This is a genomic window from Pseudoxanthomonas sp. LH2527 (assembly GCF_022539275.1).
Classification (GTDB): Bacteria; Pseudomonadota; Gammaproteobacteria; order Xanthomonadales; family Xanthomonadaceae; genus Pseudoxanthomonas_A.
The window spans coordinates 69,443-92,317 of the sequence record NZ_JAKZBW010000015.1 but is presented as its reverse complement, the minus strand read 5'-3'; the positions used below and the strand labels follow the sequence as shown (position 1 = coordinate 92,317).

General features: G+C 67.5%; 20 protein-coding genes. 11 read left to right on the top strand and 9 right to left on the bottom strand.

What is annotated here, in order from left to right:
* Window positions 1-398: 398 nt before the first annotated feature.
* The 9 genes from MMG85_RS10045 to MMG85_RS10005 all read left to right on the top strand — a co-directional run bounded on the left by MMG85_RS10045 (window position 399) and on the right by MMG85_RS10005 (window position 7,713).
* Complete coding sequence (locus MMG85_RS10045; RefSeq protein ID WP_241045912.1) at window positions 399-770, top strand: hypothetical protein; 372 nt, start codon at window positions 399-401, stop codon at window positions 768-770.
* Window positions 771-794: 24 nt separating this feature from the next.
* Window positions 795-1,592, top strand: a complete 798-nt coding sequence (gene atpB / locus MMG85_RS10040; RefSeq protein ID WP_241045911.1) for a F0F1 ATP synthase subunit A — start codon at window positions 795-797, stop codon at window positions 1,590-1,592.
* Window positions 1,593-1,656: 64 nt separating this feature from the next.
* Window positions 1,657-1,956: a F0F1 ATP synthase subunit C gene (gene atpE, locus MMG85_RS10035; protein ID WP_055939490.1), complete on the top strand. Its 300-nt coding sequence runs from the start codon at window positions 1,657-1,659 to the stop codon at window positions 1,954-1,956.
* Window positions 1,957-2,061: 105 nt separating this feature from the next.
* Window positions 2,062-2,532, top strand: coding sequence for a F0F1 ATP synthase subunit B (locus MMG85_RS10030; RefSeq protein WP_241045910.1), 471 nt, complete (start codon window positions 2,062-2,064; stop codon window positions 2,530-2,532).
* 17 nt (window positions 2,533-2,549) lie between these two features.
* Window positions 2,550-3,077, top strand: a complete 528-nt coding sequence (locus tag MMG85_RS10025; protein ID WP_241045909.1) for a F0F1 ATP synthase subunit delta — start codon at window positions 2,550-2,552, stop codon at window positions 3,075-3,077.
* Between the two features lie 46 nt (window positions 3,078-3,123).
* Window positions 3,124-4,671, top strand: a complete 1,548-nt coding sequence (gene atpA / locus MMG85_RS10020; RefSeq protein ID WP_241045908.1) for a F0F1 ATP synthase subunit alpha — start codon at window positions 3,124-3,126, stop codon at window positions 4,669-4,671.
* A gap of 115 nt (window positions 4,672-4,786) precedes the next feature.
* Entirely contained in the window at window positions 4,787-5,650 is an 864-nt protein-coding gene (atpG, locus tag MMG85_RS10015) for a F0F1 ATP synthase subunit gamma (RefSeq protein WP_055939501.1), read from the top strand.
* Window positions 5,651-5,773: 123 nt separating this feature from the next.
* The gene (gene atpD / locus MMG85_RS10010) at window positions 5,774-7,180 is read left to right on the top strand and encodes a F0F1 ATP synthase subunit beta (RefSeq protein ID WP_241045907.1); all 1,407 of its coding nucleotides are present in this window, start codon (window positions 5,774-5,776) and stop codon (window positions 7,178-7,180) included.
* A 107-nt stretch (window positions 7,181-7,287) separates the two neighbouring features.
* Window positions 7,288-7,713 (top strand): F0F1 ATP synthase subunit epsilon, encoded by a 426-nt coding sequence (locus tag MMG85_RS10005; RefSeq protein WP_241045906.1) that lies wholly within the window; start codon window positions 7,288-7,290, stop codon window positions 7,711-7,713.
* Window positions 7,714-8,268: 555 nt separating this feature from the next.
* Here the strand turns inward: MMG85_RS10005 and MMG85_RS10000 are convergent.
* Window positions 8,269-8,673 (bottom strand): GtrA family protein, encoded by a 405-nt coding sequence (locus MMG85_RS10000; protein WP_241045905.1) that lies wholly within the window; start codon window positions 8,671-8,673, stop codon window positions 8,269-8,271.
* 119 nt (window positions 8,674-8,792) lie between these two features.
* Between MMG85_RS10000 and glmU the strand changes: the two genes are divergently transcribed.
* Window positions 8,793-10,160 (top strand): bifunctional UDP-N-acetylglucosamine diphosphorylase/glucosamine-1-phosphate N-acetyltransferase GlmU, encoded by a 1,368-nt coding sequence (gene glmU / locus MMG85_RS09995; RefSeq protein WP_241045904.1) that lies wholly within the window; start codon window positions 8,793-8,795, stop codon window positions 10,158-10,160.
* A gap of 63 nt (window positions 10,161-10,223) precedes the next feature.
* Here the strand turns inward: glmU and MMG85_RS09990 are convergent, their stop codons facing one another.
* The 7 genes from MMG85_RS09990 to MMG85_RS09960 form a co-directional block, all read right to left on the bottom strand.
* Entirely contained in the window at window positions 10,224-11,555 is a 1,332-nt protein-coding gene (locus tag MMG85_RS09990) for a HAMP domain-containing sensor histidine kinase (RefSeq protein WP_241045903.1), read from the bottom strand.
* Window positions 11,552-12,889: a sigma-54 dependent transcriptional regulator gene (locus tag MMG85_RS09985; protein WP_241045902.1), complete on the bottom strand. Its 1,338-nt coding sequence runs from the start codon at window positions 12,887-12,889 to the stop codon at window positions 11,552-11,554. The genes MMG85_RS09990 and MMG85_RS09985 overlap by 4 nt, the downstream gene beginning before the upstream one ends.
* 3 nt (window positions 12,890-12,892) lie before the next feature.
* Window positions 12,893-14,107, bottom strand: a complete 1,215-nt coding sequence (locus tag MMG85_RS09980) for an ABC transporter permease (protein WP_241045901.1) — start codon at window positions 14,105-14,107, stop codon at window positions 12,893-12,895.
* A 23-nt stretch (window positions 14,108-14,130) separates the two neighbouring features.
* The gene (locus MMG85_RS09975; RefSeq protein WP_241045900.1) at window positions 14,131-15,354 is read right to left on the bottom strand and encodes an FtsX-like permease family protein; all 1,224 of its coding nucleotides are present in this window, start codon (window positions 15,352-15,354) and stop codon (window positions 14,131-14,133) included.
* Between the two features lie 147 nt (window positions 15,355-15,501).
* Window positions 15,502-16,812, bottom strand: coding sequence for an ABC transporter permease (locus MMG85_RS09970; RefSeq protein WP_241045899.1), 1,311 nt, complete (start codon window positions 16,810-16,812; stop codon window positions 15,502-15,504).
* A 123-nt stretch (window positions 16,813-16,935) separates the two neighbouring features.
* Window positions 16,936-17,664: an ABC transporter ATP-binding protein gene (locus MMG85_RS09965; RefSeq protein ID WP_055939531.1), complete on the bottom strand. Its 729-nt coding sequence runs from the start codon at window positions 17,662-17,664 to the stop codon at window positions 16,936-16,938.
* 110 nt (window positions 17,665-17,774) lie between these two features.
* Window positions 17,775-19,043 (bottom strand): efflux RND transporter periplasmic adaptor subunit, encoded by a 1,269-nt coding sequence (locus MMG85_RS09960; protein ID WP_241045918.1) that lies wholly within the window; start codon window positions 19,041-19,043, stop codon window positions 17,775-17,777.
* 194 nt (window positions 19,044-19,237) lie between these two features.
* Between MMG85_RS09960 and glmS the strand changes: the two genes are divergently transcribed.
* Window positions 19,238-21,064, top strand: a complete 1,827-nt coding sequence (gene glmS / locus MMG85_RS09955; RefSeq protein ID WP_241045898.1) for a glutamine--fructose-6-phosphate transaminase (isomerizing) — start codon at window positions 19,238-19,240, stop codon at window positions 21,062-21,064.
* Here the strand turns inward: glmS and MMG85_RS09950 are convergent, their stop codons facing one another.
* Entirely contained in the window at window positions 21,065-22,852 is a 1,788-nt protein-coding gene (locus MMG85_RS09950) for a Mur ligase family protein (protein WP_241045897.1), read from the bottom strand.
* Window positions 22,853-22,875: the final 23 nt, after the last annotated feature.

Sequence of the window (22,875 nt, the reverse complement as noted above, 5' to 3'; positions counted from 1 at the left end):
TTCATGGCTCCCGGGTCGTCATCGGGTGAAGTGGATGAACGACGCCGCCGCCGATGCGCAGGATTCGCGCCTGCCGATCCCGCAAAAGGTGAAGCCCCGGGGGCAGCCGGGGCTTCGTGAAAGGCCTGCACAACGGAGCATCGGACGAGGAAGTTGAGCGGCAGGCCCTGCAACGACTGACAGGCAGTGTCCACCAAAGTTCCAGAAAATTCCCGGGAAAATTCTGAACAGGGGAAACGGTTACACGCAGGCGGGGCAAGGGCTGCAGCCCGATCGCGGCCGAAAGCCCGCTTTTTGACCTTTGGCGGTTGTCCCGGAAATTGTCCCGCTGCTATACTTTTGCGGCTCGGCGAGGCGCTTTACCGCCTTGTACCCCGCCAATTCCGTAGGGCTTTCGTGTGCTGAATTCCGTCGCTACGGGCCGGCGGCTGGTGTTGCGCGCCGCCGTCTGGCAGACGGCAGCGGTACTGCTGGTCGCGCTGCTGTTCCTGCTTCGGGGCGTGCCCCAGGCGGTCGCGGCGGCCGTCGGAGGCCTGGCGATCGTGGTCGGCGCGCTGCTGGCGGCCTGGATGGCCTTCGGCGGTGGCGTGCTCGGGGCCGTTTCGGCGGTGCTGAGGCTGGTTGCGGGGATGGTGGTGAAGTGGGTCGTGGTGATCGGTGTGCTGGTCGTTGGCGCGGGGCTGTACAAGCTGCCTCCGCTGTCTCTGCTGGCAGGCGTGATCACCGGACTGGTGGCACAGGTGCTGGTCGCGACCGGCAAGCAGCGATAACCCAACTAGAAAGGTTTCCGACTCATGGCGGGCGAGGCTCTTACTCCCACCAGCTACATCCAGCACCACCTGAAGAACCTCACGGCCCAGGTGGGCGGTGACGGTCCGTTCTGGACGATCAACGTCGACACCTTCGTGACCGCCGTGCTGATGGGCCTGCTCATCGTGTTCGCCTTCTGGATGGCCACGCGCAAGGCCACCGCGGGCGTGCCGGGCAAGTGGCAGGCCTTCGTCGAGATCATGCTCGAGTTCGTCGACAAGCAGGCCCGCGACACCTACCACGGGACCAGCAAGCTGGTGACGCCCATCGCGATCACCATCTTCTTCTGGATCCTGATGATGAACCTGCTGAAGATGATCCCGGCAGACTTCATCGCCAAGCCGCTCGAACTGATGGGCGTGCACTACTGGAAGCCGGTCCCCACCGCCGACGTCAACGCCACCCTGGGCATGTCGATCAGCGTGTTCTTCCTGATGCTGGTGTTCGCCTTCCGCTCCAAGGGGCTGGGCGGTTTCGCCAAGGAATTCCTGACGGCGCCGTTCGGCAAGTGGATGATGCCGTTCAACCTGATCCTCAACATCGTCGAATGGGTCAGCAAGCCCATCTCGCTGGCGATGCGACTGTTCGGCAACATGTTCGGCGGCGAGATCGTCTTCCTGCTGATCTGGGTGCTGGGCGGCGCCGGCATCCTCGGCATGCTCGGTGGCGCGACGTTCGGCCTGGGCTGGATGCTGTTCCACCTGCTGGTCATCCCGCTGCAGGCGTTCATCTTCATGATGCTGTCGATCGTCTACCTCAGCTTGTCGGAAGACAGCCACTAACGTTTCCGCTTCACCGTTCCCTTCGTACCATCCACCTTCAAGCAATTAAGTTCCGGAGATCACCATGGAAAGCATCCTCACCAACCTCGCCCAGGTCCAGGCTTCGACCGCCCTCGCCATCGGCATCATGATCGGCCTGGCCGCGCTGGGCGCGGGTCTGGGTCTGGCCATCATGGCCGGCAAGTTCCTGGAATCGGCTGCCCGCCAGCCGGAACTGATCCCGGTCCTGCAGGTGCGCATGTTCATCACCGCCGGCCTGATCGACGCCGCGTTCATCATCTCGGTCGCCGTCGGCCTGCTGTTCGCCTTCGCCAGCCCGTTCATCACGATCTTCACCGAACAGCTGGCCAAGCTGGCGGGCTGATCCGTCGCGTGCACGCCTGACCCCGGGCCTCGGCCCGCGGTCAGTCACCAGGCGTAGCTGGGCCGGCGCGATGTGCGCAGGCCCTTCATCACCGGCAGGTTTACGATGAATATCAATCTCACTCTGTTCGCCCAGGCGCTGGCCTTCGCCGGCCTGATCTGGATCATTGCGACCAAAATCTGGCCGCCGCTGCTGGCTGCCATCGAAGAACGCCAGCAGAAGATCGCCGAAGGCCTGGCCGCAGCCGACCGCAGCCAGAAGGATCTGGCGCAGGCCCAGGAAAAGGTCAACGAGGCGTTGAAGGAAGCCCGCGTCAAGGCCAACGAGATCATCGACCAGGCCCACGCGCGCGCCAACCAGATCGTCGATGCGGCCAAGAACGACGCGATCACCGAAGCCAACCGCCAGAAGGCGCTGGCCGAAGCCGAGATCGACGCCGCCACCACGCGTGCCCGCGAGGACCTGCGCAAGCAGGTGTCCGCGCTGGCCGTCAGTGGTGCCGAGAAGCTGTTGAAGCGCGAGATCGACGCCAACGCCCACAAGGCGCTGCTCGACGAACTCGCCGCCGAAATCTGATCCGGACGATCTGATCGATGAGCCAGGCCCTTACCGTCGCCCGCCCCTACGCCCGCGCTGCCTTTTCGATGGCGCGTGACGAAGGCAACCTCGCCGCCTGGTCGCAGGCGCTGGATTTCGCCGCGCATGTCGCGGCGGATCCGCGCGTGGCCGCGCTGCTGCCCAACCCGCAGCTGCTGCCCGCCGAGGCGGTGACGCTGCTGGCGCCGGACGGGGCGAGCGAGACGTTCACCCGCTTTCTCGCCATCCTCGCCGATGCGCGCCGCCTGCCGCAGTTGCCGGAGATCGCCGGCCTGTTCGAGGAGCTGCGTGCCGAAGCCGAACACATCGTCAAGGCGAAGGTCACCTCCGCCACGACGCTGCCGGCCGGCGAGCTGGACGTGATCAAGGCAGCGTTGAAGAGGCGCTTCGGCCGCGAGGTCGAGGTCGAGACGGCGGTCGACGCCTCGCTGATCGGCGGCGCCGTGATCGATGCCGGCAGCGTGGTGATCGACGGCTCGCTGAAGGGCAAGCTGGCGCGCCTGCAGTCGGCGCTGACGCACTGAATTCCCATTGAACCGCCGCGCGCAAGCCGGCACACAGGACTTACCCATGGCAACCACGCTCAACCCCTCTGAAATCAGCGACCTGATCAAGACCCGTATCGAGAAGGTCAAGCTGGCCGCGGAGTCGCGCAATGAAGGCACGGTCACCTCCGTGTCCGACGGCATCGTGCGCATCTTCGGCCTGGCCGACGTGATGCAGGGCGAAATGATCGAGCTGCCGAACAACACCTATGCGCTGGCGCTGAACCTGGAGCGCGATTCGGTGGGCGCCGTGGTCCTGGGCGACTACGAGCACCTGCGCGAAGGCGACGTGGCGAAGACCACCGGCCGCATCCTGGAAGTGCCGGTCGGTCCGGAAATGCTCGGTCGCGTGGTCAACGCGCTGGGCGAACCGATCGACGGCAAGGGCCCGCTGGGCACCTCGCTGACCGCGCCGGTGGAGCGCGTGGCCCCGGGCGTGATCTGGCGCAAGTCGGTCGACCAGCCGGTGCAGACCGGTTACAAGTCCGTCGACGCCATGATCCCGATCGGCCGCGGCCAGCGCGAGCTGATCATCGGCGACCGCCAGACCGGCAAGACCGCGATGGCGATCGACGCCGTGATCAACCAGAAGGGCACCGGCATCAAGTGCGTGTACGTGGCGATCGGCCAGAAGGCCTCGACCGTCGCCAACATCGTGCGCAAGCTGGAAGAGAACGGCGCGCTGGCCCACACCGTGGTGGTCGCCGCCACCGCCTCCGAGTCGGCCGCGATGCAGTACATCAGCGCCTACTCCGGCTGCACCATGGGCGAGTACTTCATGGACCGCGGCCAGGACGCCCTGATCGTGTACGACGATCTGTCCAAGCAGGCCGTGGCCTACCGCCAGATCTCGCTGCTGCTGAAGCGTCCGCCGGGCCGCGAAGCCTACCCGGGCGATGTGTTCTACCTGCACTCCCGCCTGCTCGAGCGCGCCGCCCGCGTGTCCGAGGAGTACGTGGAGAAGTTCACCGAAGGCAAGGTCACCGGCAAGACCGGTTCGCTGACCGCGCTGCCGATCATCGAAACGCAGGCCGGCGACGTGTCTGCGTTCGTGCCGACCAACGTGATCTCGATCACCGACGGCCAGATCTTCCTGGAAACCGACCTCTTCAACGCCGGCATCCGCCCGGCCGTGAACGCCGGCATCTCGGTGTCGCGCGTCGGTGGCGCCGCCCAGACCAAGATCATCAAGAAGCTGTCGGGCGGCATCCGCATCTCGCTCGCCCAGTACCGCGAGCTGGCCGCGTTCGCGCAGTTCGCCTCGGACCTGGACGAAGCCACCCGCAAGCAGCTCGAGCGCGGCCAGCGCGTCACCGAGCTGATGAAGCAGAAGCAGTACGCGCCGATGTCCATCGCCCTGCAGGCGCTGTCCATCTACGCCGTCAACGAGGGTTACCTGGACGACGTGCCGGTCGGCAAGATCCTGGCGTTTGAAGAAGCGCTGCACGCGCACTTCACCAACACCCAGGGCGCGCTGGTCGACACGGTCAACAGCACCGGCAACTGGAACGACGAGATCGAAGGCGCCTTCAAGAAGGGCATCGCCGAGTTCAAGCAGACCGGTACCTGGTAAGAGCCGGGATTCGGGAATAGGGAATAGGGAATCGTAGAAGCGAAAACGGGTCGGCTCTGCCGATTCCCGATTCCCTCCTCCCGATTCCCCCAGCGAGCACAGCGAGCGAGTAGACATGGCAGGCGGACGCGAAATCAAAACCAAGATCAAGAGCGTGCAGAACACCCGCAAGGTGACGCGCGCGCTCGAGATGGTCTCGGCCTCCAAGATCCGCAAGGCGCAGGACCGCATGAAGACCTCGCGCCCGTACGCGCGGGCGATGAAGCAGGTGATCGGCCACCTGGCCCAGGCCAACACCGATTACCAGCATCCCTTCATGGTGGAGCGCAAGGACGTCAAGCGCGTCGGCTTCATCATCGTGTCGTCCGATCGCGGCCTGGCCGGCGGCCTGAACAACAACCTGTTCCGCAAGATGCTGGGCGAGATCCGCCAGTGGAACGAGAAGGGCGTCGAGGTCGACGTGGTCACCATCGGCCAGAAGGCCTCGGTGTACTTCCGCCGGGTCAAGGTCAACATGCTGGCCAGCGTGTCGCACCTGGGCGACGCGCCCAAGCTCGACCAGCTGATCGGCGTGATCAAGGTGATGCTGGATGCCTATACCGAAGGCAACCTGGACCGCGTGTTCGTCGTTTACAACGACTTCGTCAACACCATGACCCAGCGCGCCGCGTTCGACCAGTTGCTGCCGCTGCCGGCGTCGGAGACGCAGGTCGCGCACCACGACTGGGACTACATCTACGAACCCGATGCCGAGACCGTGCTCGACCACGTGATCACGCGCTACATCGAGTCGCTGGTGTACCAGGCCGTGCTGGAGAACATCGCCTCCGAGCATGCGGCGCGCATGGTGGCCATGAAGGCCGCCAGCGACAACGCCAACAAACTGATCGGTACCCTGCAGCTGGTCTACAACAAGGCCCGCCAGGCGGCGATCACCCAGGAAATTTCCGAGATCGTCGGCGGCGCGGCCGCTGTGTAGCCGGGAATGGAGAATCGGAAATAGGGAATAGTCAAAGCCAGCGGCTCCTGATCTTCCCATTCCCCATTCTCGATTCCCCATTCCCGACAAAAGAATCGAACAGACATTAGTGGAGTTACCCAAATGAGTCAGGGCAAGATCGTTCAGATCATCGGCGCGGTGGTTGACGTCGAATTCGCGCGCAATGAAGTGCCGAAGGTGTACGACGCGCTGAAGGTGGAGAACACCGCCATCACGCTCGAAGTGCAGCAGCAGCTCGGCGACGGCGTGGTGCGTACCATCGCCCTCGGTTCGACCGACGGCCTGAAGCGCAACCTGATCGCCGTGAACACCGACAAGGCCATCTCGGTGCCGGTCGGCGCGGGCACGCTGGGCCGCATCATGGACGTGCTGGGCAACCCGATCGACGAAGCCGGCCCGGTGCAGGCGACCGATCACTGGGAAATCCACCGTTCGGCCCCGTCGTACGAGGACCAGTCCTCGGCCAACGACCTGCTGGAAACCGGCATCAAGGTCATCGACCTGATGTGCCCGTTCGCCAAGGGCGGCAAGGTCGGCCTGTTCGGCGGCGCCGGCGTGGGCAAGACCGTCAACATGATGGAACTGATCAACAACATCGCCAAGGCGCACTCGGGTCTGTCCGTGTTCGCCGGCGTGGGCGAGCGTACCCGCGAGGGCAACGACTTCTACCACGAGATGAAGGACTCCAACGTCCTCGACAAGGTCGCGATGGTGTACGGCCAGATGAACGAGCCGCCGGGCAACCGCCTGCGCGTCGCGCTGACCGGCCTGACCATGGCCGAGTACTTCCGCGACGAGAAGGACGCGTCCGGCAAGGGCAAGGACGTGCTGCTGTTCGTCGACAACATCTACCGCTACACGCTGGCCGGTACCGAAGTGTCGGCGCTGCTGGGCCGCATGCCGTCGGCCGTGGGCTACCAGCCGACGCTGGCCGAGGAAATGGGCGTGCTGCAGGAGCGCATCACCTCGACCAAGACCGGTTCGATCACCTCGATCCAGGCCGTGTACGTGCCCGCGGACGACCTGACCGACCCGTCGCCGGCCACCACGTTCGCCCACTTGGACGCGACCGTCGTGCTGAGCCGCAATATCGCCTCGCTGGGTATCTACCCGGCCGTGGACCCGCTCGACTCGACCAGCCGCCAGCTGGACCCGAACGTCATCGGCCACGAGCATTACGACACCGCGCGCCGGGTGCAGTCGACGCTGCAGAAGTACAAGGAACTGAAGGACATCATCGCCATCCTCGGCATGGATGAGCTGTCCGAAGAAGACAAGCAGGCCGTGTCGCGCGCCCGCAAGATCGAGCGCTTCTTCAGCCAGCCGTTCCACGTGGCGGAAGTGTTCACCGGCTCGCCCGGCAAGTACGTCTCGCTGAAGGACACGATCCGCGGCTTCAAGGCGATCGTCGACGGCGAATACGACCACCTGCCGGAGCAGGCGTTCTACATGGTCGGCGGCATCGAAGAAGCGGTCGAGAAGGCCAAGAAGCTCGCCGAGAAGGCGTAAGGGCGAGTAGCGAGAGTAGAGAAGTGAGGAGTGGGTAAAGCCACTCCGCCCACTTCTCACTCCTCTCCACTCACTCCTCCTACCGCACGAACAGGCAAGACAGACCCATGACCACCACCATCCGTTGCGACATCGTCAGTGCCGAGCAGGAGATCTTCCACGGTGAAGCCACCCTGGTCGTCGCCACCGGCGAGCTGGGCGAACTCGGCATCGCGCCGAAGCACGCGCCGCTGATCACCCGCCTGAAGCCGGGCAAGGTGGTGGTGACGCTGGCCAATGGCGAACAGCTGGACTTCGCCATCTCCGGCGGCATCCTGGAAGTGCAGCCGCAGGTCGTCACCGTACTGGCCGACACGGCGATCCGCGCGCAGGACATCGACGAAGCCTCGGTCCGCAAGGCCAAGGAAGAAGCCGAGCGCATCCTCGCCAAGCAGGATCCGAAGATGAGCATCGAGGAAGCCCAGGCCCAGCTGGCCATGAGCATCGCCCAGCTCAGCGCGCTGGAGCGCCTGCGCAAGAACCTCAAGCACTGAGGTCCACCGCCATCGCACCCTCGGAACGCCGGCCACGCGCCGGCGTTTTCGTGTCCGGCGTCCGCTTCACGAAAAACCACAATCCCATGACGGGTCGCCGTTCCGTAGCGTGCGCCATGCGCACGACCTCGTGATGCCAGCGCAGCGCGAGAAATGCCGTTCGAGATGACTCAGATGGCCGTGTCGTGCGCGCAGCGCACGCTACGTCGCCGGTCATCGGTGACGCCCCGCCAAAGGACGCAATCGCAGGTCCCTCATCCGAACACTCGCCACATGTCGGATCGCCGTTCCGTAGCGTGCGCCATGCGCACGACCGCACGACCGCACGATGCCGGCACCGCGCCAGGAATGCCGCTCAACGTGATGCCGAAGGCGCGTCGTGCGCACGGCGCACGCTACGTGGCCGGCAATCGGTGAGGTCTCGCCAAAGACCGCAATGGTAGGTGCGTCCTCGCAACACAGGTCTCGTGCCGCGATTGTCGTTCCGTAGCGTGCGCCATGCGCACGACCGCGCGATGTCGGCACTTCGCCACCCACATCGTACGCACCCCGGCCTCAGCGATAGACCACGTGCCGCCAGAGGAAGAAGGCCACGATGGCGAGCAGGCCTTCGACCAGCGGCTTCGCCACCCACGCGAGCTGCAGTCCCAGTGCGCTGCTGACCCCGCTCACGGCCAGCGTGCTCAGCAAGGTCAGCGGCACCCAGACCGCCAGGAAGCGGCCGAGCCGGCGCCAGCCCAGCCGGGCCTGGCCGTCGTGGGCGAACGTCACCCGTCCGTTGAGCCAGAAACCGAGCAGCGCGCCCGCCACGCGGCCGGCGATATTGCCCGGTGCCGCCGGCATGCCTAGCGCCGTCACGCCGACGAACACCATCCAGTCCAGCAGCAGTTGCAGCAGCCCGACGACGAGGAAGCTGCTGCCCTGGCGGACCAGCGTCTGGCGTGGCGGGGAAGGCGTCATCACCGCATGTTACCTGCGGTCGCGCGGGCGGTGGCACCGCGCCGCCACGATCTGCGTTCCACAGGGGAATTGCTACCATGCGATCTCTTCGCACCACCGTACTGATCAGGGAAGTCCACATGAAGCCACTACACGTCGTCATCCTCGCCGCCGGTGAAGGCAAGCGCATGAAGTCCGCGCTGCCCAAGGTGCTGCAACCCATCGCCGGGCGGCCGATGCTGGCGCATGTGATCGAAGCCGCAGCGGCCCTGTCGCCGGCGGGCATCCACGTGGTCTATGGCCATGGCGGCGAGCAGGTGCAGGCGGCGTTCGCCGACCAGACGGCGTTGCACTGGGCGCATCAGGCGCAGCAGCTCGGCACGGGTCATGCAGTGGCGCAGGCGATGCCGGAGATTCCCGATGGCGCGCGCGTGCTGGTGCTGTACGGCGACGTGCCGCTGACGCGCAGCGAGACGCTGCAGCGATTGCTGGACGCGCCGGGCCGGCTGGCGGTACTGGTTGCCGAGCCGACCGATCCCGCCGGCTACGGCCGCATCGTCCGCGACGAAGCGGGTCGGGTGGCGGCGATTGTTGAACACAAGGACGCGGACGAGGAGCAGCGCCGCATCCGCACCATCAACACCGGCATCATCGCCGCCGATGCCAGCGCGCTGAAGGGCTGGCTGGCGCGGCTGTCCAACGACAACGCGCAGGGCGAGTACTACCTCACCGATGTGTTCGCGATGGCGGCCGAAGAATTCAACCCGGCGGAAATGGTGCTGGTCGGCGAGCCGATCGAGGCCGAAGGCGCCAATGATCCGTGGCAGCTCTCGCAGCTCGAACGCGCCTACCAGCTGCGCGCCGCGCGCGCGCTGTGCACGCAGGGCGTGCGCCTGATCGACCCGGCGCGCTTCGACCAGCGCGGCACGGTGAAGGTGGGCCGCGATGTGCAAATCGATGTCGACGTGGTGCTGGAAGGCGAGGTGGAGCTGGGCGATGGCGTGGTCGTCGGTCCGTTCTGCCGGCTGAAGGACGTCAGGCTCGGGGCCGGCACGCAGGTGCGTGCGCATTGCGACCTGGACGGCGTGGTCAGCGAAGGCGCCGCGCTGATCGGCCCGTATGCACGCCTGCGTCCCGGCACGCAGCTCGCCGACGGCGTGCATGTCGGCAATTTCGTCGAGACCAAGAACGCGCGGATCGGCACGGGCAGCAAGGCCAATCATCTGACCTATCTGGGCGACACGGTGATCGGCACCGGCACCAACATCGGCGCCGGCACCATCACCTGCAACTACGACGGCGTGAACAAGTCCACGACGACCATCGGCGACCGCGTGTTCGTCGGTTCCAACTCGTCACTGGTCGCGCCGGTGACGCTGGCCGACGGCGCGACCATCGGCGCGGGTTCGGTGATCTCGAAGAATGCACCCGCCGAACAGCTCACCGTCGCGCGTGCGCGCCAGGTCACCATCGAGGGCTGGCAGCGGCCGGTGAAGAAACCGAAGTAACGTAGGGCGGGCCTTGGCCCGCCACGCTCGTCGGATCCCACACGTGGCGGGCCAAGGCCCGCCCTACGGGATCTCGGGTAGTTGTATGGAGACACACAGCCCGCCACCTTCGCGGTTGTGCAGCGACAACCGGCCGCCGTGCGCTTCGATGATCTCGCGGGTCAGCGCCAGGCCCAGGCCGGTGCCGTTGCGCTTGGTGGAATAGAACGGCACCAGGGCGTTCTGCAGCACGGCGTCGTTCATGCCGGTGCCGCGGTCCATCACCTCGATGCGCAGCCAGTCGGGCAGCCGCGTCAGCCTCACCGATACACCGTCTGCGCTGCCGCCGGCTTCGTGTGCGTTCTTGAGCAGATTGAGGACGGCCTGCTCCAACTGCGGGACGTCGATGCGGCCATCGATCTCCGCTTCCGACATCACCAGCTCGAAGGCGATCTGCCGCTGCAGTCCCTCGAAGAACGCACGCCAGTGCACCGTCTGCAACTGCGGCGAAGGCAGCTTGGCGAAGCGGGCGTAGCCGCGGATGAAGCCTTCCAGGTGCCGCGCACGGTCCTCGATGGTGCCGAACACCTCCTCCAGCCGCTCATGACGCCCACGCCGCACCAGCTCCGCACCGGAATGCGCGAGCGACGCCACCGGCGCCAACGAGTTGTTGAGCTCGTGGCTGATCACGCGGATGACCTTCTTCCACGTCATCACCTCCTGCCGTCGCAGTTCGTTGGTCAGCAGGCGCAGCAGCAGCAACTCGTGCGGACGCCCGTTGAGGCGGAAGTGGCGGCGGGCGAGGTGATAGACCTGCTCCTCGCCGTCTTCTTCCTCGCTGCCGATGGCGAACAGGCTGTCGCCGCTGCGGCCGAGCGCCTCGCGCATCTCGACGGGCGAGGCCTCGATCAGGGCGTCGTAGTCCTGGCCTTCGAGCTTCCAGCCGCTGTGCAGCAGCTTGCGCGCGGCCACGTTGGCGAAGATCACCCGCCGGATGCCGTCGCCACCCGGCGCGATCAACAGCATCGCGACCGGCGTGTTCTGCACCATGGTGTCGAGCAGCAGTTCGCGCTGCACCAGGCTCAGCCGCTGCTCGCGCAGTACCTCGCCCAGTGCGGCGTGCGCCTGCACCAGTTCCGCCAGCTCATCGTTGCCGCGCCAGTGGATGCCGAAGTTGTATTCGCCGTCGCGGTAGCTGTTGACGCTGCCGGCCAGGGCGCGGAACAGCGAGTAGGTGCTGCGCAGGCCACGCCGGATCGCCCACATCGCCAGCGGCAGCACCACGATGGCCGAAACCAGCACCGCAACCACGTCATCGCCGATCCAGTGCGACAGCACCACCGGCAGCACCACGGCCAGCGCCAGCAGCGGCAGCAGCCAGGACAGCACGCGGCCGGCGAGCGAGCGGCGGATCATGGGGCCTTGATGCCGAAGCGTTCCATGCGCCGGTACAACGCCTGCCGGCTCATGCCGAGATCGGCGGCGGCCTGCGCGATGACACCACCAGCACGGGCGAGCGCGGTTTCGATGTCGGCACGCTCCGGCTCCGCGACGACGGCGGCGCGCACCGGTGCGGGACGCGGCAGGTTGAGGTCGGCGGCTTCGATGCGCTCACCCATCGCCAGCAGCCCCGCGCGCTGGATGACGTTGCGCAGCTCGCGCACGTTGCCCGGCCAGGCATGGCGCAGCAAGGCGGCGCGCGCGCTTTCGCCCAGCGGCTTGTCGGCGGGGCGGAAGCGCTCGGCCAGCGGCAGGATGTCGCCGGGGCGCTCGGCCAGCGGCGGCAGGGCGAGTTCGATCGCGTTGAGGCGGTAATAGAGGTCTTCGCGGAACGTGCCGTCGCGGATCATCGCGGGCAGGTCGGCATTGGTCGCGCTGATGACGCGCACGGTGACGTGGCGTTCGCGATTGGAACCGAGACGCTCGAAGCGGCCGGTCTCCAGCACCCGCAACAGCTTCATCTGGCCGGTCAGCGGCAGGTTGCCGATCTCGTCGAGGAACAGCGTGCCGCCATCGGCAGCCTCGAACTTGCCCTCGCGCGCCTTGTTGGCGCCGGTGTAGGCGCCGGCGTCGGCGCCGAACAGTTCGGCTTCGATCAGCTCCGACGGCAGCGCGCCGCAGTTGAGGGTGACGAAGGCGCCAGCCTTGACGCTGGAGTTGGCCTGGATGATCTCGGCGATCTTCTCCTTGCCGGCGCCGTTCGGTCCGGTGATCAGCACCGGCAGGTCGGAGCGCGCGACCTGGCAGGCGAGTGCGACCACGCGTTCGCTGGCGGGGTCCTCGAACACCAGGTTGCGCAGGTCGTACTTGCTCGACAGCTGGTCGCGGCCACGCCGTTCGCGGCTGCGGCGGCGTTCCAGTTCGCTGCGGGCTTCGGCCAGTTCCAGCAGTGTGTTGACGGTGGCCAGCAGCTTGCGGTCGTCCCAGGGCTTGGCGATGTAATCGGCCGCGCCGGCCTTCACCAGGTTCACTGCGACCTCGAGGTGCGTCCACGCGGTCAGCAGGATCACCGGCATGTCCGGCCACTGCATGCGGATGTCGGCGAACAGCTGCTCGCCTTCCGCGCCGGAAGTGGTGTCCTGGGTGAAGTTCATGTCCTGGATGACCAGGTCGACCGGCTGCTCGCGCAGCAGCGCCAGGCCGGCGTCCGGCGACTCGGCATGCAGGGTGTCAATGTCGTGCAGCGAGAACAGGACTTCCAGCGCCGTGCTGACGGCGCGGTTGTCGTCGATGACGAGGATGGTGGGCATGCGCTATAGCCTAACCGAAGGGCTGCGACTGACGAGGTGCGGCGGAATGCGGAAGGCACGCATCGCCATCCATGTCGCCATCAGCGCAAGCGCCGACGCGCAGGCCGTCGCCAGCAAGGCGGTGTGCAGCGGCGGCAGGAGGGGCAAGCCGCCTGAGAGCCGGAAGGCGATCGGCGAACCCGAGATCAGCCCGCCGAGCATCGCGCCCAGTCCGGCCAACGCGCCCAGTTCCAGGCCCCATTCGCGCACGAGCTGCTGGCGACTCGCACCGAACGCGCGCCGCAGGCTGAGTTCCAGTCGTTGATGTCGGGCCATCCACTCGGTTGCGAACAGCAGCGTCGCCAGCAGGACCAGCGCACCGAGGCCAGCGCCTGCCGAAAGCGCTCTTGGCAGCACGGGGCGAAGCGATGCCATCGCGATGCGGTCGGCGGAGAGCGGGCGCGATGCCGCCGAGAGTCCGCGCGGGTACGCTTTTCTCAACACGCGCTCCACGGCCGTCGACACGCGGACCCGATCTCCGCTCGCGCTGCGCACCAGCAGCGGACCCAGCCGTGCGTCGGCAGGCGCGCTAGGCAACAGGATGGCAAAGCCTTCGGGATTCAGGCGGAACCCGTCCGCGGCGGCCGGAAGCGCGGCGACGACGCCGATGATGGTCAGCGGAGCGTCGTGATGGATGTGCAGGCGTCCGCCGATGGCGGAGGTGCCGGGGAACAGGCGTTCGGCCAGGCTGGTGCTGATGATCGCCGGCGCGCCGCGGGCGTGCAGGCGGGTCTGGTCGCCGCTGTAGGCGCTGAGGTCGGCGGGAGCGAAATCGCGCCCTTCGATCAGCTGCAGTCCCAGTGTCGGCACCATCGCGTCGCTTCCGAAGTAGATGGCGACCACCGCGTCGTCGTTGCGGGCATCGTCTTTCCATGCGCGGGCCGCCCACGAGACGGCGAACGAGTACGGCGACTGGTTGGCGACAGCGGCATGGCGTACGCCCGGCACGGAACGGACCAGCTCAAGGACGTCCGCTGAGGGCAGCGGCACGTTGTCGACCGTGTCCAGGCGGGGGAACACGGTGATCTCGTGTTCCGGCAGTACGGGCGGTGGCGGCGGCATGGCCCGCCATGCGGACCATGCCCACGATGCCAGCACGATGAAGGCCACGACTTCCGCCACCAGCAGGCCGCTCCACCAGGGGTGCCGCCCGAGCAACAACAGGCGTGAGCGGACCATGGCGACGTTGCGGGGCGGTGGAATCAGGCGGTGCGCGTCGCCACCGCCGGCGGCACCGACGCGGCGCGGCGCGCCGGCCCGTACACCGCCACCTGGCCGAGCAGCCACAGCAGCACCGCGCCGACCGGCAGGTACAGCAGCGGCAGGCGCGGCAGTTCGTACTTGCCCATCAGCAACTGGTTGATGCCGTACGCCAGGATCATGCCGATGACGATGCCGATGGTGGCCAGCAGGAAGTTCTCGGTCTGGAAGTAGCGCAGGATCTGTCCCTTGGTCGCACCCAGTGCGCGGCGGATGCCGATCTGCTTGGTGCGCTGCTGCACCCAGAAGCTGGCCAGGCCCACGATGCCCAATGCGGTGACCACCAGCAGCGAGATGATCACGGTGATCAGCAGCCAGGCCATCGCGCGGTCGCCGCGGTAGTAGTCGCGCATGATGTCGGTGAACGTGCCCTCGCGCAGGACCAGCCGGCGCGAACTGTTCTGCTCCAGCGTGGCGATGGCCGCCTTCTGCACTTCCGCACGGCGTTCCGGCGTGGTGCGCAGGACGAAGGTGCCCATGGTCAGGTCCTTCGCCGGCAGGATCATCGTGTAGCCGGCTTCGGCGGGACCGCCATTGTCGTTGGTGCGGATCAGCCGCTCGACCACGCCGACCACGCGGTGCGGCACGTTGTCGGTATTCCACGCGTAGATGTTCTTGCCGATCGCGCTTTCGCCGGGGAACAGCTTGTTGGCCAGATCGCGGCTCAGGATCACCGCCGGCATCACGTACTTGGCGTTCTGCTTGTTGATCTCGGTCCAGTTGACGTACTCGTCGGCGTTGAAGTCGCGGCCTTCGGCCAGTTTCAGGCCCAGCGTGTCGACGACGGCGTCGCCGAGGTAGACGTTCGCCGATGCGCTCGGGCGTTCCTGTTCCGGCGCCAGCTGGATGGAGCTGTTCCACGACGAGTTGTCGAACGGCACGTGGTTGATGCTGCCGGCGGCCTTGACGCCCGGCAGGGCGCGCAGGCTGGCGACGTCCTGCTTCACCAGCGCGTCCGCGTCGGGATTCTCGCCGAGATTGCCCATGCTGATGCGCACGATCTCCTCGTTCGCCAGGCCGGTGGGGCGGTCGATGCGCTCCAGTCGCTGGGTGATGAGGAAGACCGCGTTGCAGATGATGGCGCACGACAGCGCCACTTCCAGCACGATCAGCGCGGCGGCCGTCTTGTGGCGGGCGAGGGTGGAAAGGATGGGGCGGATGTCCATGGTGGGCCTCTGGGGTTTCAGCCCCTTCCCCCGCGTGCGGAGGAAGGTCGGGATGGGGTCACGTCGTCGGGTGTCGCGAGGTGGGGGCGGCATCGTCCTGCGCTTGCCCCACCCCAACCCTCCCCCGCCAGCGGGGGAGGGAGCGGATCATTGCGACTTGAGCTGGATCGCGGGCGTCACCTGCATCGCGCGCCACGCAGGCAACATGCCGGCGAGCAGGCTGGCGACGATCGCCAGCGCGAAGGTGGCCAGCAGCATCTTCAAGTCCATGTGCGCGAGATCGGCGTAGCCCGCGGGCTGCTGGCGGACCGCCAGCAGGCCCAGCCACGCCAGCACCAGCCCGAGCAGGCCGCCGACCAGGCCGACGGTGCCGGCTTCCACCAGGCATTGCGCGAAGATCGCCTTGCGGGTGGCGCCGAGTGCGCGGCGCACGCCGATCTGCGAAGCACGGCCCAGGAACTTGGCCAGCAGCAGGCCGACGGTGTTGAGCAGGCAGACGGCCAGGAAGCCGAACGCCAGCCACACCTGCAGGCGCACGTCGCCCGGCACCGCGCCCTGCTTGTCCAGCCACTGCATCACGTTGTGCAGGTCGGTGTTGGTGGGGCGCTCGAAACGGCCTGCCGCGCGCTGCTGGTCGGAGTAGTTGGCCAGGTACTGCTTGTACGCCTCGACCTTGGCCGGCGTGCCCAGTTCCACCCAGTACTGCAGCCAGGAGCACGGCGCGTTCGGGCCCTGCGAGCCTTCTTCGTCCGCGCTGGAATCGCCCCAGCAGTTCATGTTGCCCTGGGTGCCCATCTTCAGCGCGCGCGAGGTCCAGAACGGCACGAACAGCTGCTCCACTTCGGTGAAGCGGTCCTGCGTCATGTCGTAGAACTTCGGCGCGGGGCGCCATTCGTCCAGCACGCCGACGATGCGGAACGTATTGCCGGACGCCTTGAGGTCGCGGCCCACACTGTTGGCGCCGCCGAACAGCTTGTCGTTGAGCGCCTTGGAAATCACCGCGACACGTGCGCGTGATTCGTCGTCGGCCGCCGACCAGCCATTGCCGTAGCGGAACGGCACCTCGAACATCGGGAAGAAGTCAGCCGTGGTGTAGCGAGAATCGATGCGGAACGGCTCGATCTTGCCGTCTTCCGATTCGACCGACGACGCGCCACCGGTCATGAAGGCCTGCCGGTCGCCCTTCTTGTCTTTCAGCAGGCGCTCGGCGTCATAGCGGGTGAACTGGTCTTCCGGCTCGTCGCCCGGGGTGAACCCGTTCATTGAGCGCGGCTCCAGCCGCGGGTAGAACAGCTTGTCGCTCTTCTGCGGGATCGGGTCGCCGGACAGCACGTAGAACACGGTCAGCGTGGTCATGCTGGCGCCGATGCCCAGCGCGATGGCCAGCACCATCAGGAAGGTCAGCGCCTTGTTGCGCTTGAAGCTGCGCAGCGCGAGGGAGAAGTAGTAGCCGAACATGGCGGGCTCCGGGAGAAGCGAGGAGTGAGTGGAGAGGAGTGAGTAGTGGGTGGAGGCAACGGCGTTCGCTTTCGCTCATGCCTCACTCCTCTCCACTCACTCCCGCGGGTTGATGCATCGCGCCTATACCGAAGCGCCAGCACCCGCTTCGGCGGCGTGCGCCGCGCGGATCAGCGCCGGCTCCACCGACAGGTCGGTGGCCATGCCGTCCACGATGTGCACGTTGCGCTGCGCGCGCGCGGCCAGTTCGGGGTCGTGGGTGACCATGATGATGGTGGTGCCCTGGCGGTTGATCTCTTCCATCAGTTCCATCACGCCGCGCGCCATCTGCGAGTCCAGGTTGCCGGTCGGTTCGTCGGCCAGCAGCAGGCGCGGGCTGCCCGCCAGCGCGCGTGCGATCGCGGTGCGCTGCTGCTGCCCGCCCGACAGTTCGGCCGGGAAGTGCTTCATGCGCGAGCCCAGGCCCACGCGGGCCAGGGCGTCCTCGATGCGCTGCTTGCGTTCGGCCGCCGGCATGCCGCGGTAGCGCAGCGGTACGTCGACGTTGTCGAACAGGTTGAGGTCGGGGATCAGGTTGAAGCCCTGGAAGATGAAGCCGATCTTCTGGTTGCGCAGGCGCGAGCGCGCGTCATCGCCCAGATGACTGACGTCCTGCCCGTCGAGCAGGAACTGGCCGCCGGTAAAGGTCTCCAGCAGGCCGGCGATGTTGAGGAAGGTGGTCTTGCCGGAGCCCGACGGCCCGGTGACCGCGACGAACTCGCCCTCGCGGACATGCAGGTCGAGCGAACGCAACGCATGCGTTTCCACCTGTTCGGTGCGGTAGACCTTGGCGACTTGGCGCATCTCTAGCATGGTGGATTCCTTCAGACGGGATTGGGGATTCGTGATTGGGGATTCGGGAGAGGGAGTCGAGACATCCGGGATCGGGCGAATCCCGATTCCCCAATCCCGACTCCCGGCTTTCAATTGACCGACACCCGCTCGGCATCGCCGAACAGGTCGCTGCCGGAGACGACGACCTTGTCGCCGGGTTGCAGGCCGCTCAGCACTTCGATGTTGCTCAGGCTGCTGACGCCCAGTTGCACCGGACGGCGTACGGCCGAGTTGCCGTCCATCACGTAGGCCTGGCGGCCGCCGCCCTGTTCGAGGAACGGGCCGCGTTCGACCATCAGCACGTTGCGGCGCGTGTCCATCAGGATGCGGGCGGACAGGCGCTGGTTCTGGCGCAGGCCGGGCGGTTGCTTGTCGGAGAAGCGCAGGCGGGTGACGACTTCGCCGCCCACCACTTCCGGCGAGACCGCGGAGATCTCGCCCGGATACGGCTGGCCGGCGCTGGTCAGCGTGGCCGGCATGCCGATGGCGAGGTCGCGCGCGAAGCTTTCCGGCACCTTGATCTCCACCTCGAACACCGACAGGTCCACCACGCTCAGCACCGGCGCGTTGATCGCCACGTTCGAGCGCTGCACGGCCTGGATCTGGCCGACCTGGCCATCGAACGGCGCGCGCAGCGTCAGTGCATCCACCTGGCGCTGCACCTCGGTCACCACGGCGCGCTGGCGCTGGGCCAGCAACTGCTTGTTGCGTGCATCCAGGCCGGCGCCCTGGCCCTGCAGGCCGGCGTCCTTGCGTGCGTGGGCGAGCGCGATCTCGGCCTTGCGCAGGTTGTCCTGCGCTTCCAGCACGTCGACCTGCGGCACCGCGCCGCCCTCGAAGCCGCGCTGGTAGCGCTGCAGGGTGCGTTCGGCGGCCTGGCGCTCGATCTCGGCCTGGTCCAGCGCCTTCTGCGCGTTGGCGCGGGTGACGCTGGCATCGAGGGTGGCGCGACTGGATTCGGCTTCCATGCCGGCCAGGGTGGTCTGCTCCTGCGCCAGCTTGCTGCGCAGTTCGGGGCTGTCGATCTCGGCCAGCGGCTGGCCCTGGGTGACCTTGTCGCCGGCCACGACCTTCAGCGTGACCACGCCGCCGGCCACGGCGTACAGGGTGGGGCTGTTGGCGGCGATGACGCGGCCGTCGGCGGCGATGTCGCGGACCAGGTCGCCGCGGGTCACTTCGGCGATGCGCAGGCGGGCGCCGTCCACCGACGCGGTGCCAGCCAGCCAGCCGCGGGCGGCGAACACGATGCCGGCCAGCAGCAACACGCCGCCGGCGGCGGGCCAGACCCAGCGGCGCCAGGCCGGTCGGGTCTGCGAGGCACTGAGTACGCGGTCTTGGGCGGAGGTGTCCCGAATCATCGGCGGCATGCGTTCTTTGGAGTGACCTGCCTGTCTCAGCAGGATGCGTGCCAAACGCAAGCGATTGATTTCACAAGGGGTTGTCCGGTCCGGACGACTGTCCGGGTGTCCGCGGACACCGTGCGGACAGGGCCTGTCCAGTGCCGGACACGTAGAATGTCCGCTCGTTTCACTCAGATGGAAGACACAAGCCTATGTGCGGAATTGTGGGCGCGATCGCCGATCGCGACGTGGTGCCGGTACTCATCGAAGGACTGAAGCGGCTGGAATACCGGGGCTACGATTCCGCGGGCATCGCGGTGGTCGAGCAGCAGGACGTGCGTCGCGTGCGCCGCACCGGCCGCGTGGCCGAGATGGAAGGCGCCGCCGCCGCCGAGGGCTTCAATGCCCGCCTCGGCATCGGCCACACGCGCTGGGCCACCCACGGTGGCGTCACCGAGGCCAATGCGCATCCGCACATCAGCCACGGCGTGGCGCTGGTGCACAACGGCATCATCGAGAACCACGAGGAGCAGCGCGAGAAGCTGCGCGCGCTCGGCTACGTGTTCGAGTCGCAGACCGATACCGAGGTCATCGCGCACCTGATGCACCACCATCTGCAGGGCGGCGATAACTTGCTGGCGGCACTGCAGCGTACGGTGAAGGAACTGACCGGTGCCTACGCACTGGCCGTGGTCAGCCGCAAGGAGCCGGACCGCATGGTCTGCGCGCGCATGGGCTGCCCGCTGCTGATCGGCCTGGGCGAGGGCGAGAACTTCATCGCCTCCGACGTCTCCGCGATCCTGCAGGCCACGCGCCGCGTGATCTTCCTGGAAGAGGGCGACACCGCCGAAGTGACGCGCGAAGGCGTCAAGGTCTTCGACGGCAAGAACGAACCGATCCAGCGCGAGGTGCACGTCTCCGACGTGTCGCTGGCGTCGCTGGAACTGGGCCCGTACCGCCACTTCATGCAGAAGGAGATCCACGAGCAGCCGCGCGCGATCGCCGACACCATCGAGGCGGTGGTCGACGGCGGCTTCTCGCCCACGCTGTTCGGCGCCAACGCCGAGGCCGCGCTGAAGGACATCGAAGGCGTGCAGATCCTCGCCTGCGGCACCAGCTATTACGCCGGCATGACCGCGCGCTACTGGCTGGAAGCGATCTCCGGCCTGCCGTGCAACGTCGAGATCGCCAGCGAGTACCGCTACCGCGATGCGTACGCGAACCCGAAGCACCTGATCGTCACCATTTCGCAGTCGGGCGAAACCCTCGACACGATGGAGGCGCTGAAGTACGCCAAGTCGCTGGGCCACCAGCACACGCTGTCGATCTGCAACGTGCCGGAAAGCGCCATTCCGCGTGCCAGCGAACTGGTCTGCTACACCCGCGCCGGCGCCGAGATCGGCGTGGCCTCGACCAAGGCCTTCACCACCCAGCTGGCGGCGCTGTTCCAGCTGACCGTCGTGCTGGGCAAGCTGCGCGGCAAGGTCACCCCGGAGCAGGAAGCCGATTATCTGGAGCAGCTGCGCCACCTGCCCGGCAGCGTGCAGCACGCGCTGAACCTGGAGCCGCAGATCGCGGCGTGGGCGGAGCGCTTCGCGCCCAAGTCCGACGCGCTGTTCCTCGGTCGCGGCCTGCACTATCCGATCGCGCTGGAAGGCGCGCTCAAGCTGAAGGAGATCTCCTACATCCACGCCGAGGCCTATCCGGCCGGCGAACTGAAGCACGGCCCGCTGGCGCTGGTCGACGCCGACATGCCGGTGGTGGTGATCGCGCCGAACGACGTGCTGCTGGAGAAGGTGAAGTCCAACATGCAGGAAGTACGTGCGCGCGGCGGCGAACTGTTCGTGTTCACCGACCAGGACAGCCACTTCAGCGAATCCGAAGGCGTGCACGTCATCCGCACCCCGCGTCACGTCGGCGTGCTCAGCCCCATCGTGCACACCATCCCCGTGCAGCTGCTCGCCTACCACACCGCGCTCGCGCGCGGCACTGACGTGGACAAGCCGCGCAACCTGGCGAAGTCGGTGACGGTGGAGTAATCAGTCGCCGGCGACGGGATCGCCGGCCGACCATGCCTGCGCCTGCAACTGGTCGAGCAGGGCGGTGACGCGTTCGCGCGCAGCGACGCCGTGCACCGGCAGGGCGAGGCTGTCGCCGGGGCGGGCGGCGGACAGGATCGCGCGCACGGCTTCGGTTTCGTCCCAGCATTCGTCGATGGCGCCGTCGGCCACGCCGTGGCGCACCAGCGCCGCGCGCAGCAATCGGCCCACCTCGCCGCTTTCGCGTCCACGCATGTAGCCTTCCATGTCCTTCAGCACCACGTGGTCGGGGCGGAACGACGCGGCGGTGGCGGCGAGGTCGGCAATGGCCTCGTCGCTGCGGTCGCCGGCCTGGCCGAGCAGCAGGTGCAGGCGTGCGCCGTCGCGGTGCGCCTGACGGACCAGATCGAGAAACTGCGTCAGGCCATCGGGGTTGTGCGCGTAGTCCACGTACACCTGCACGCCGCCGCCGAGCACCCAGCGCTGCAGGCGGCCGGGGTTGTCGCGGTGGTCGCGGCCGAAGCGGGCGAGCACCGCCGCGATCGTCGCCGGCGCGATTTCCAGCCCGCTCGCGGCGAGGGCGGCGGCGGCGCAGTTCTGTACGTTGTGCGCGGCCAGGCCGCCGAGGGTCAGCGGCATGTCGGCGACCGCGCCGAGATCGTGGGTGTGGCTACCGTCGAACAGCCACAGGTGGCCGTCACGCACGCCGCAGCTGCGGCGACCGTCGGCGCGCGCCTGCCGCAGCAGCGGATGCTCGTCGTCGGTGGAGAACCAGGCCAGCGGTACCTCGAGACGCGCGGCATGCCGACGCAGCAGGTCGTTGTCGGCGTTGAGCACGAGCATGCCGTCGGCGTCGATGGCGCGGGCCACGGTCAGCTTCACCTCGGCCAGGCCGTCGAGATCGTGGATGCCGTATTCGCCGAAGTGGTCGGGACTGACGTTGGTGACCACGGCCACGTCGGCGCGTTCGATCGCCAGGCCGCGGCGCAGCAGGCCACCGCGCGCGGTCTCCAGGATCGCGGCCTGGGTCCGGCGATCGCGCAGCAGGCTGCGCGCGCCGCCCGGGCCGGAGTAGTCGCCCCCCTCGATCAGGACGCCGTCCAGGTAGAGGCCGTCGGTGCAGCTGTTGGCGGTGTGCCAGCCGTGCGCGATGGCGATCGCGGTGAGCAGGCGCACGGTGGTGGTCTTGCCGTTGGAACCGGTGACCAGGGCCACCGGGATCGCATGCAGGTGCTGCCACGGCACGTCATCGGGCGTAGGCAGCGCGGGGTTGTCCCAGGTGCGGCTGCCGCGGCCCATGCCGATGGACAGCTGCTCGTCGTCGAGCAGCAGCGGCAGGCCGTGTGCACGCGCGGCCGCTTGCAGGGCGGGCAGTCGCGGCAGGCCTTCGGCCGCGGCAATGGCGCGCAGCAGGCGCAGGTCCGCGTCTTCGTCGACGAACGAGGGATATCCGGGCTGCAGCGCCGGTTCGCCAATGTGCCTCCCGGCTGCGACCAGGGCGGACAGCCAGGCCCATTCGTCCACGTCGGCGGCGGCGTACAGCATGTCGCCGGGTGCGGCGAAGGCGAGGCTGGCGCCGCTGGCGTGTTCGCGTACCGTCACCGGGCCTTGCGGCCAGCCCAGGGCGGCGCGCGCGCGGGCGATGCGCCGCTTCCAGTCCTCGATCAGTGCGGGTGGAACCGGTGCGCCGACCAGGGTTTCCAGCACCGCGCCCGGTCCGGCGAAGTACAGGTTGGGCCCGGTCAGGCGGCGCAGGTCGTCGAACGGCAAGGGAGCGGGTTCACTCATGTGGCGGGTCGTTCCTGGAGGGT

What these genes read in the sequence shown, in the direction of transcription:
- atpB (WP_241045911.1), top strand. Translation starts at nt 795, where the DNA reads ATGGCGGGCGAGGCTCTTACTCCCACCAGCTACATCCAGCACCACCTG.
- atpE (WP_055939490.1), top strand. Translation starts at nt 1,657, where the DNA reads ATGGAAAGCATCCTCACCAACCTCGCCCAGGTCCAGGCTTCGACCGCC.
- MMG85_RS10030 (WP_241045910.1), top strand. Translation starts at nt 2,062, where the DNA reads ATGAATATCAATCTCACTCTGTTCGCCCAGGCGCTGGCCTTCGCCGGC.
- MMG85_RS10025 (WP_241045909.1), top strand. Translation starts at nt 2,550, where the DNA reads ATGAGCCAGGCCCTTACCGTCGCCCGCCCCTACGCCCGCGCTGCCTTT.
- atpA (WP_241045908.1), top strand. Translation starts at nt 3,124, where the DNA reads ATGGCAACCACGCTCAACCCCTCTGAAATCAGCGACCTGATCAAGACC.
- atpG (WP_055939501.1), top strand. Translation starts at nt 4,787, where the DNA reads ATGGCAGGCGGACGCGAAATCAAAACCAAGATCAAGAGCGTGCAGAAC.
- atpD (WP_241045907.1), top strand. Translation starts at nt 5,774, where the DNA reads ATGAGTCAGGGCAAGATCGTTCAGATCATCGGCGCGGTGGTTGACGTC.
- MMG85_RS10005 (WP_241045906.1), top strand. Translation starts at nt 7,288, where the DNA reads ATGACCACCACCATCCGTTGCGACATCGTCAGTGCCGAGCAGGAGATC.
- MMG85_RS10000 (WP_241045905.1), bottom strand. Translation starts at nt 8,673, where the DNA reads ATGACGCCTTCCCCGCCACGCCAGACGCTGGTCCGCCAGGGCAGCAGC.
- glmU (WP_241045904.1), top strand. Translation starts at nt 8,793, where the DNA reads ATGAAGCCACTACACGTCGTCATCCTCGCCGCCGGTGAAGGCAAGCGC.
- MMG85_RS09990 (WP_241045903.1), bottom strand. Translation starts at nt 11,555, where the DNA reads ATGATCCGCCGCTCGCTCGCCGGCCGCGTGCTGTCCTGGCTGCTGCCG.
- MMG85_RS09985 (WP_241045902.1), bottom strand. Translation starts at nt 12,889, where the DNA reads ATGCCCACCATCCTCGTCATCGACGACAACCGCGCCGTCAGCACGGCG.
- MMG85_RS09980 (WP_241045901.1), bottom strand. Translation starts at nt 14,107, where the DNA reads ATGGTCCGCTCACGCCTGTTGTTGCTCGGGCGGCACCCCTGGTGGAGC.
- MMG85_RS09975 (WP_241045900.1), bottom strand. Translation starts at nt 15,354, where the DNA reads ATGGACATCCGCCCCATCCTTTCCACCCTCGCCCGCCACAAGACGGCC.
- MMG85_RS09970 (WP_241045899.1), bottom strand. Translation starts at nt 16,812, where the DNA reads ATGTTCGGCTACTACTTCTCCCTCGCGCTGCGCAGCTTCAAGCGCAAC.
- MMG85_RS09965 (WP_055939531.1), bottom strand. Translation starts at nt 17,664, where the DNA reads ATGCTAGAGATGCGCCAAGTCGCCAAGGTCTACCGCACCGAACAGGTG.
- MMG85_RS09960 (WP_241045918.1), bottom strand. Translation starts at nt 19,043, where the DNA reads ATGATTCGGGACACCTCCGCCCAAGACCGCGTACTCAGTGCCTCGCAG.
- glmS (WP_241045898.1), top strand. Translation starts at nt 19,238, where the DNA reads ATGTGCGGAATTGTGGGCGCGATCGCCGATCGCGACGTGGTGCCGGTA.
- MMG85_RS09950 (WP_241045897.1), bottom strand. Translation starts at nt 22,852, where the DNA reads ATGAGTGAACCCGCTCCCTTGCCGTTCGACGACCTGCGCCGCCTGACC.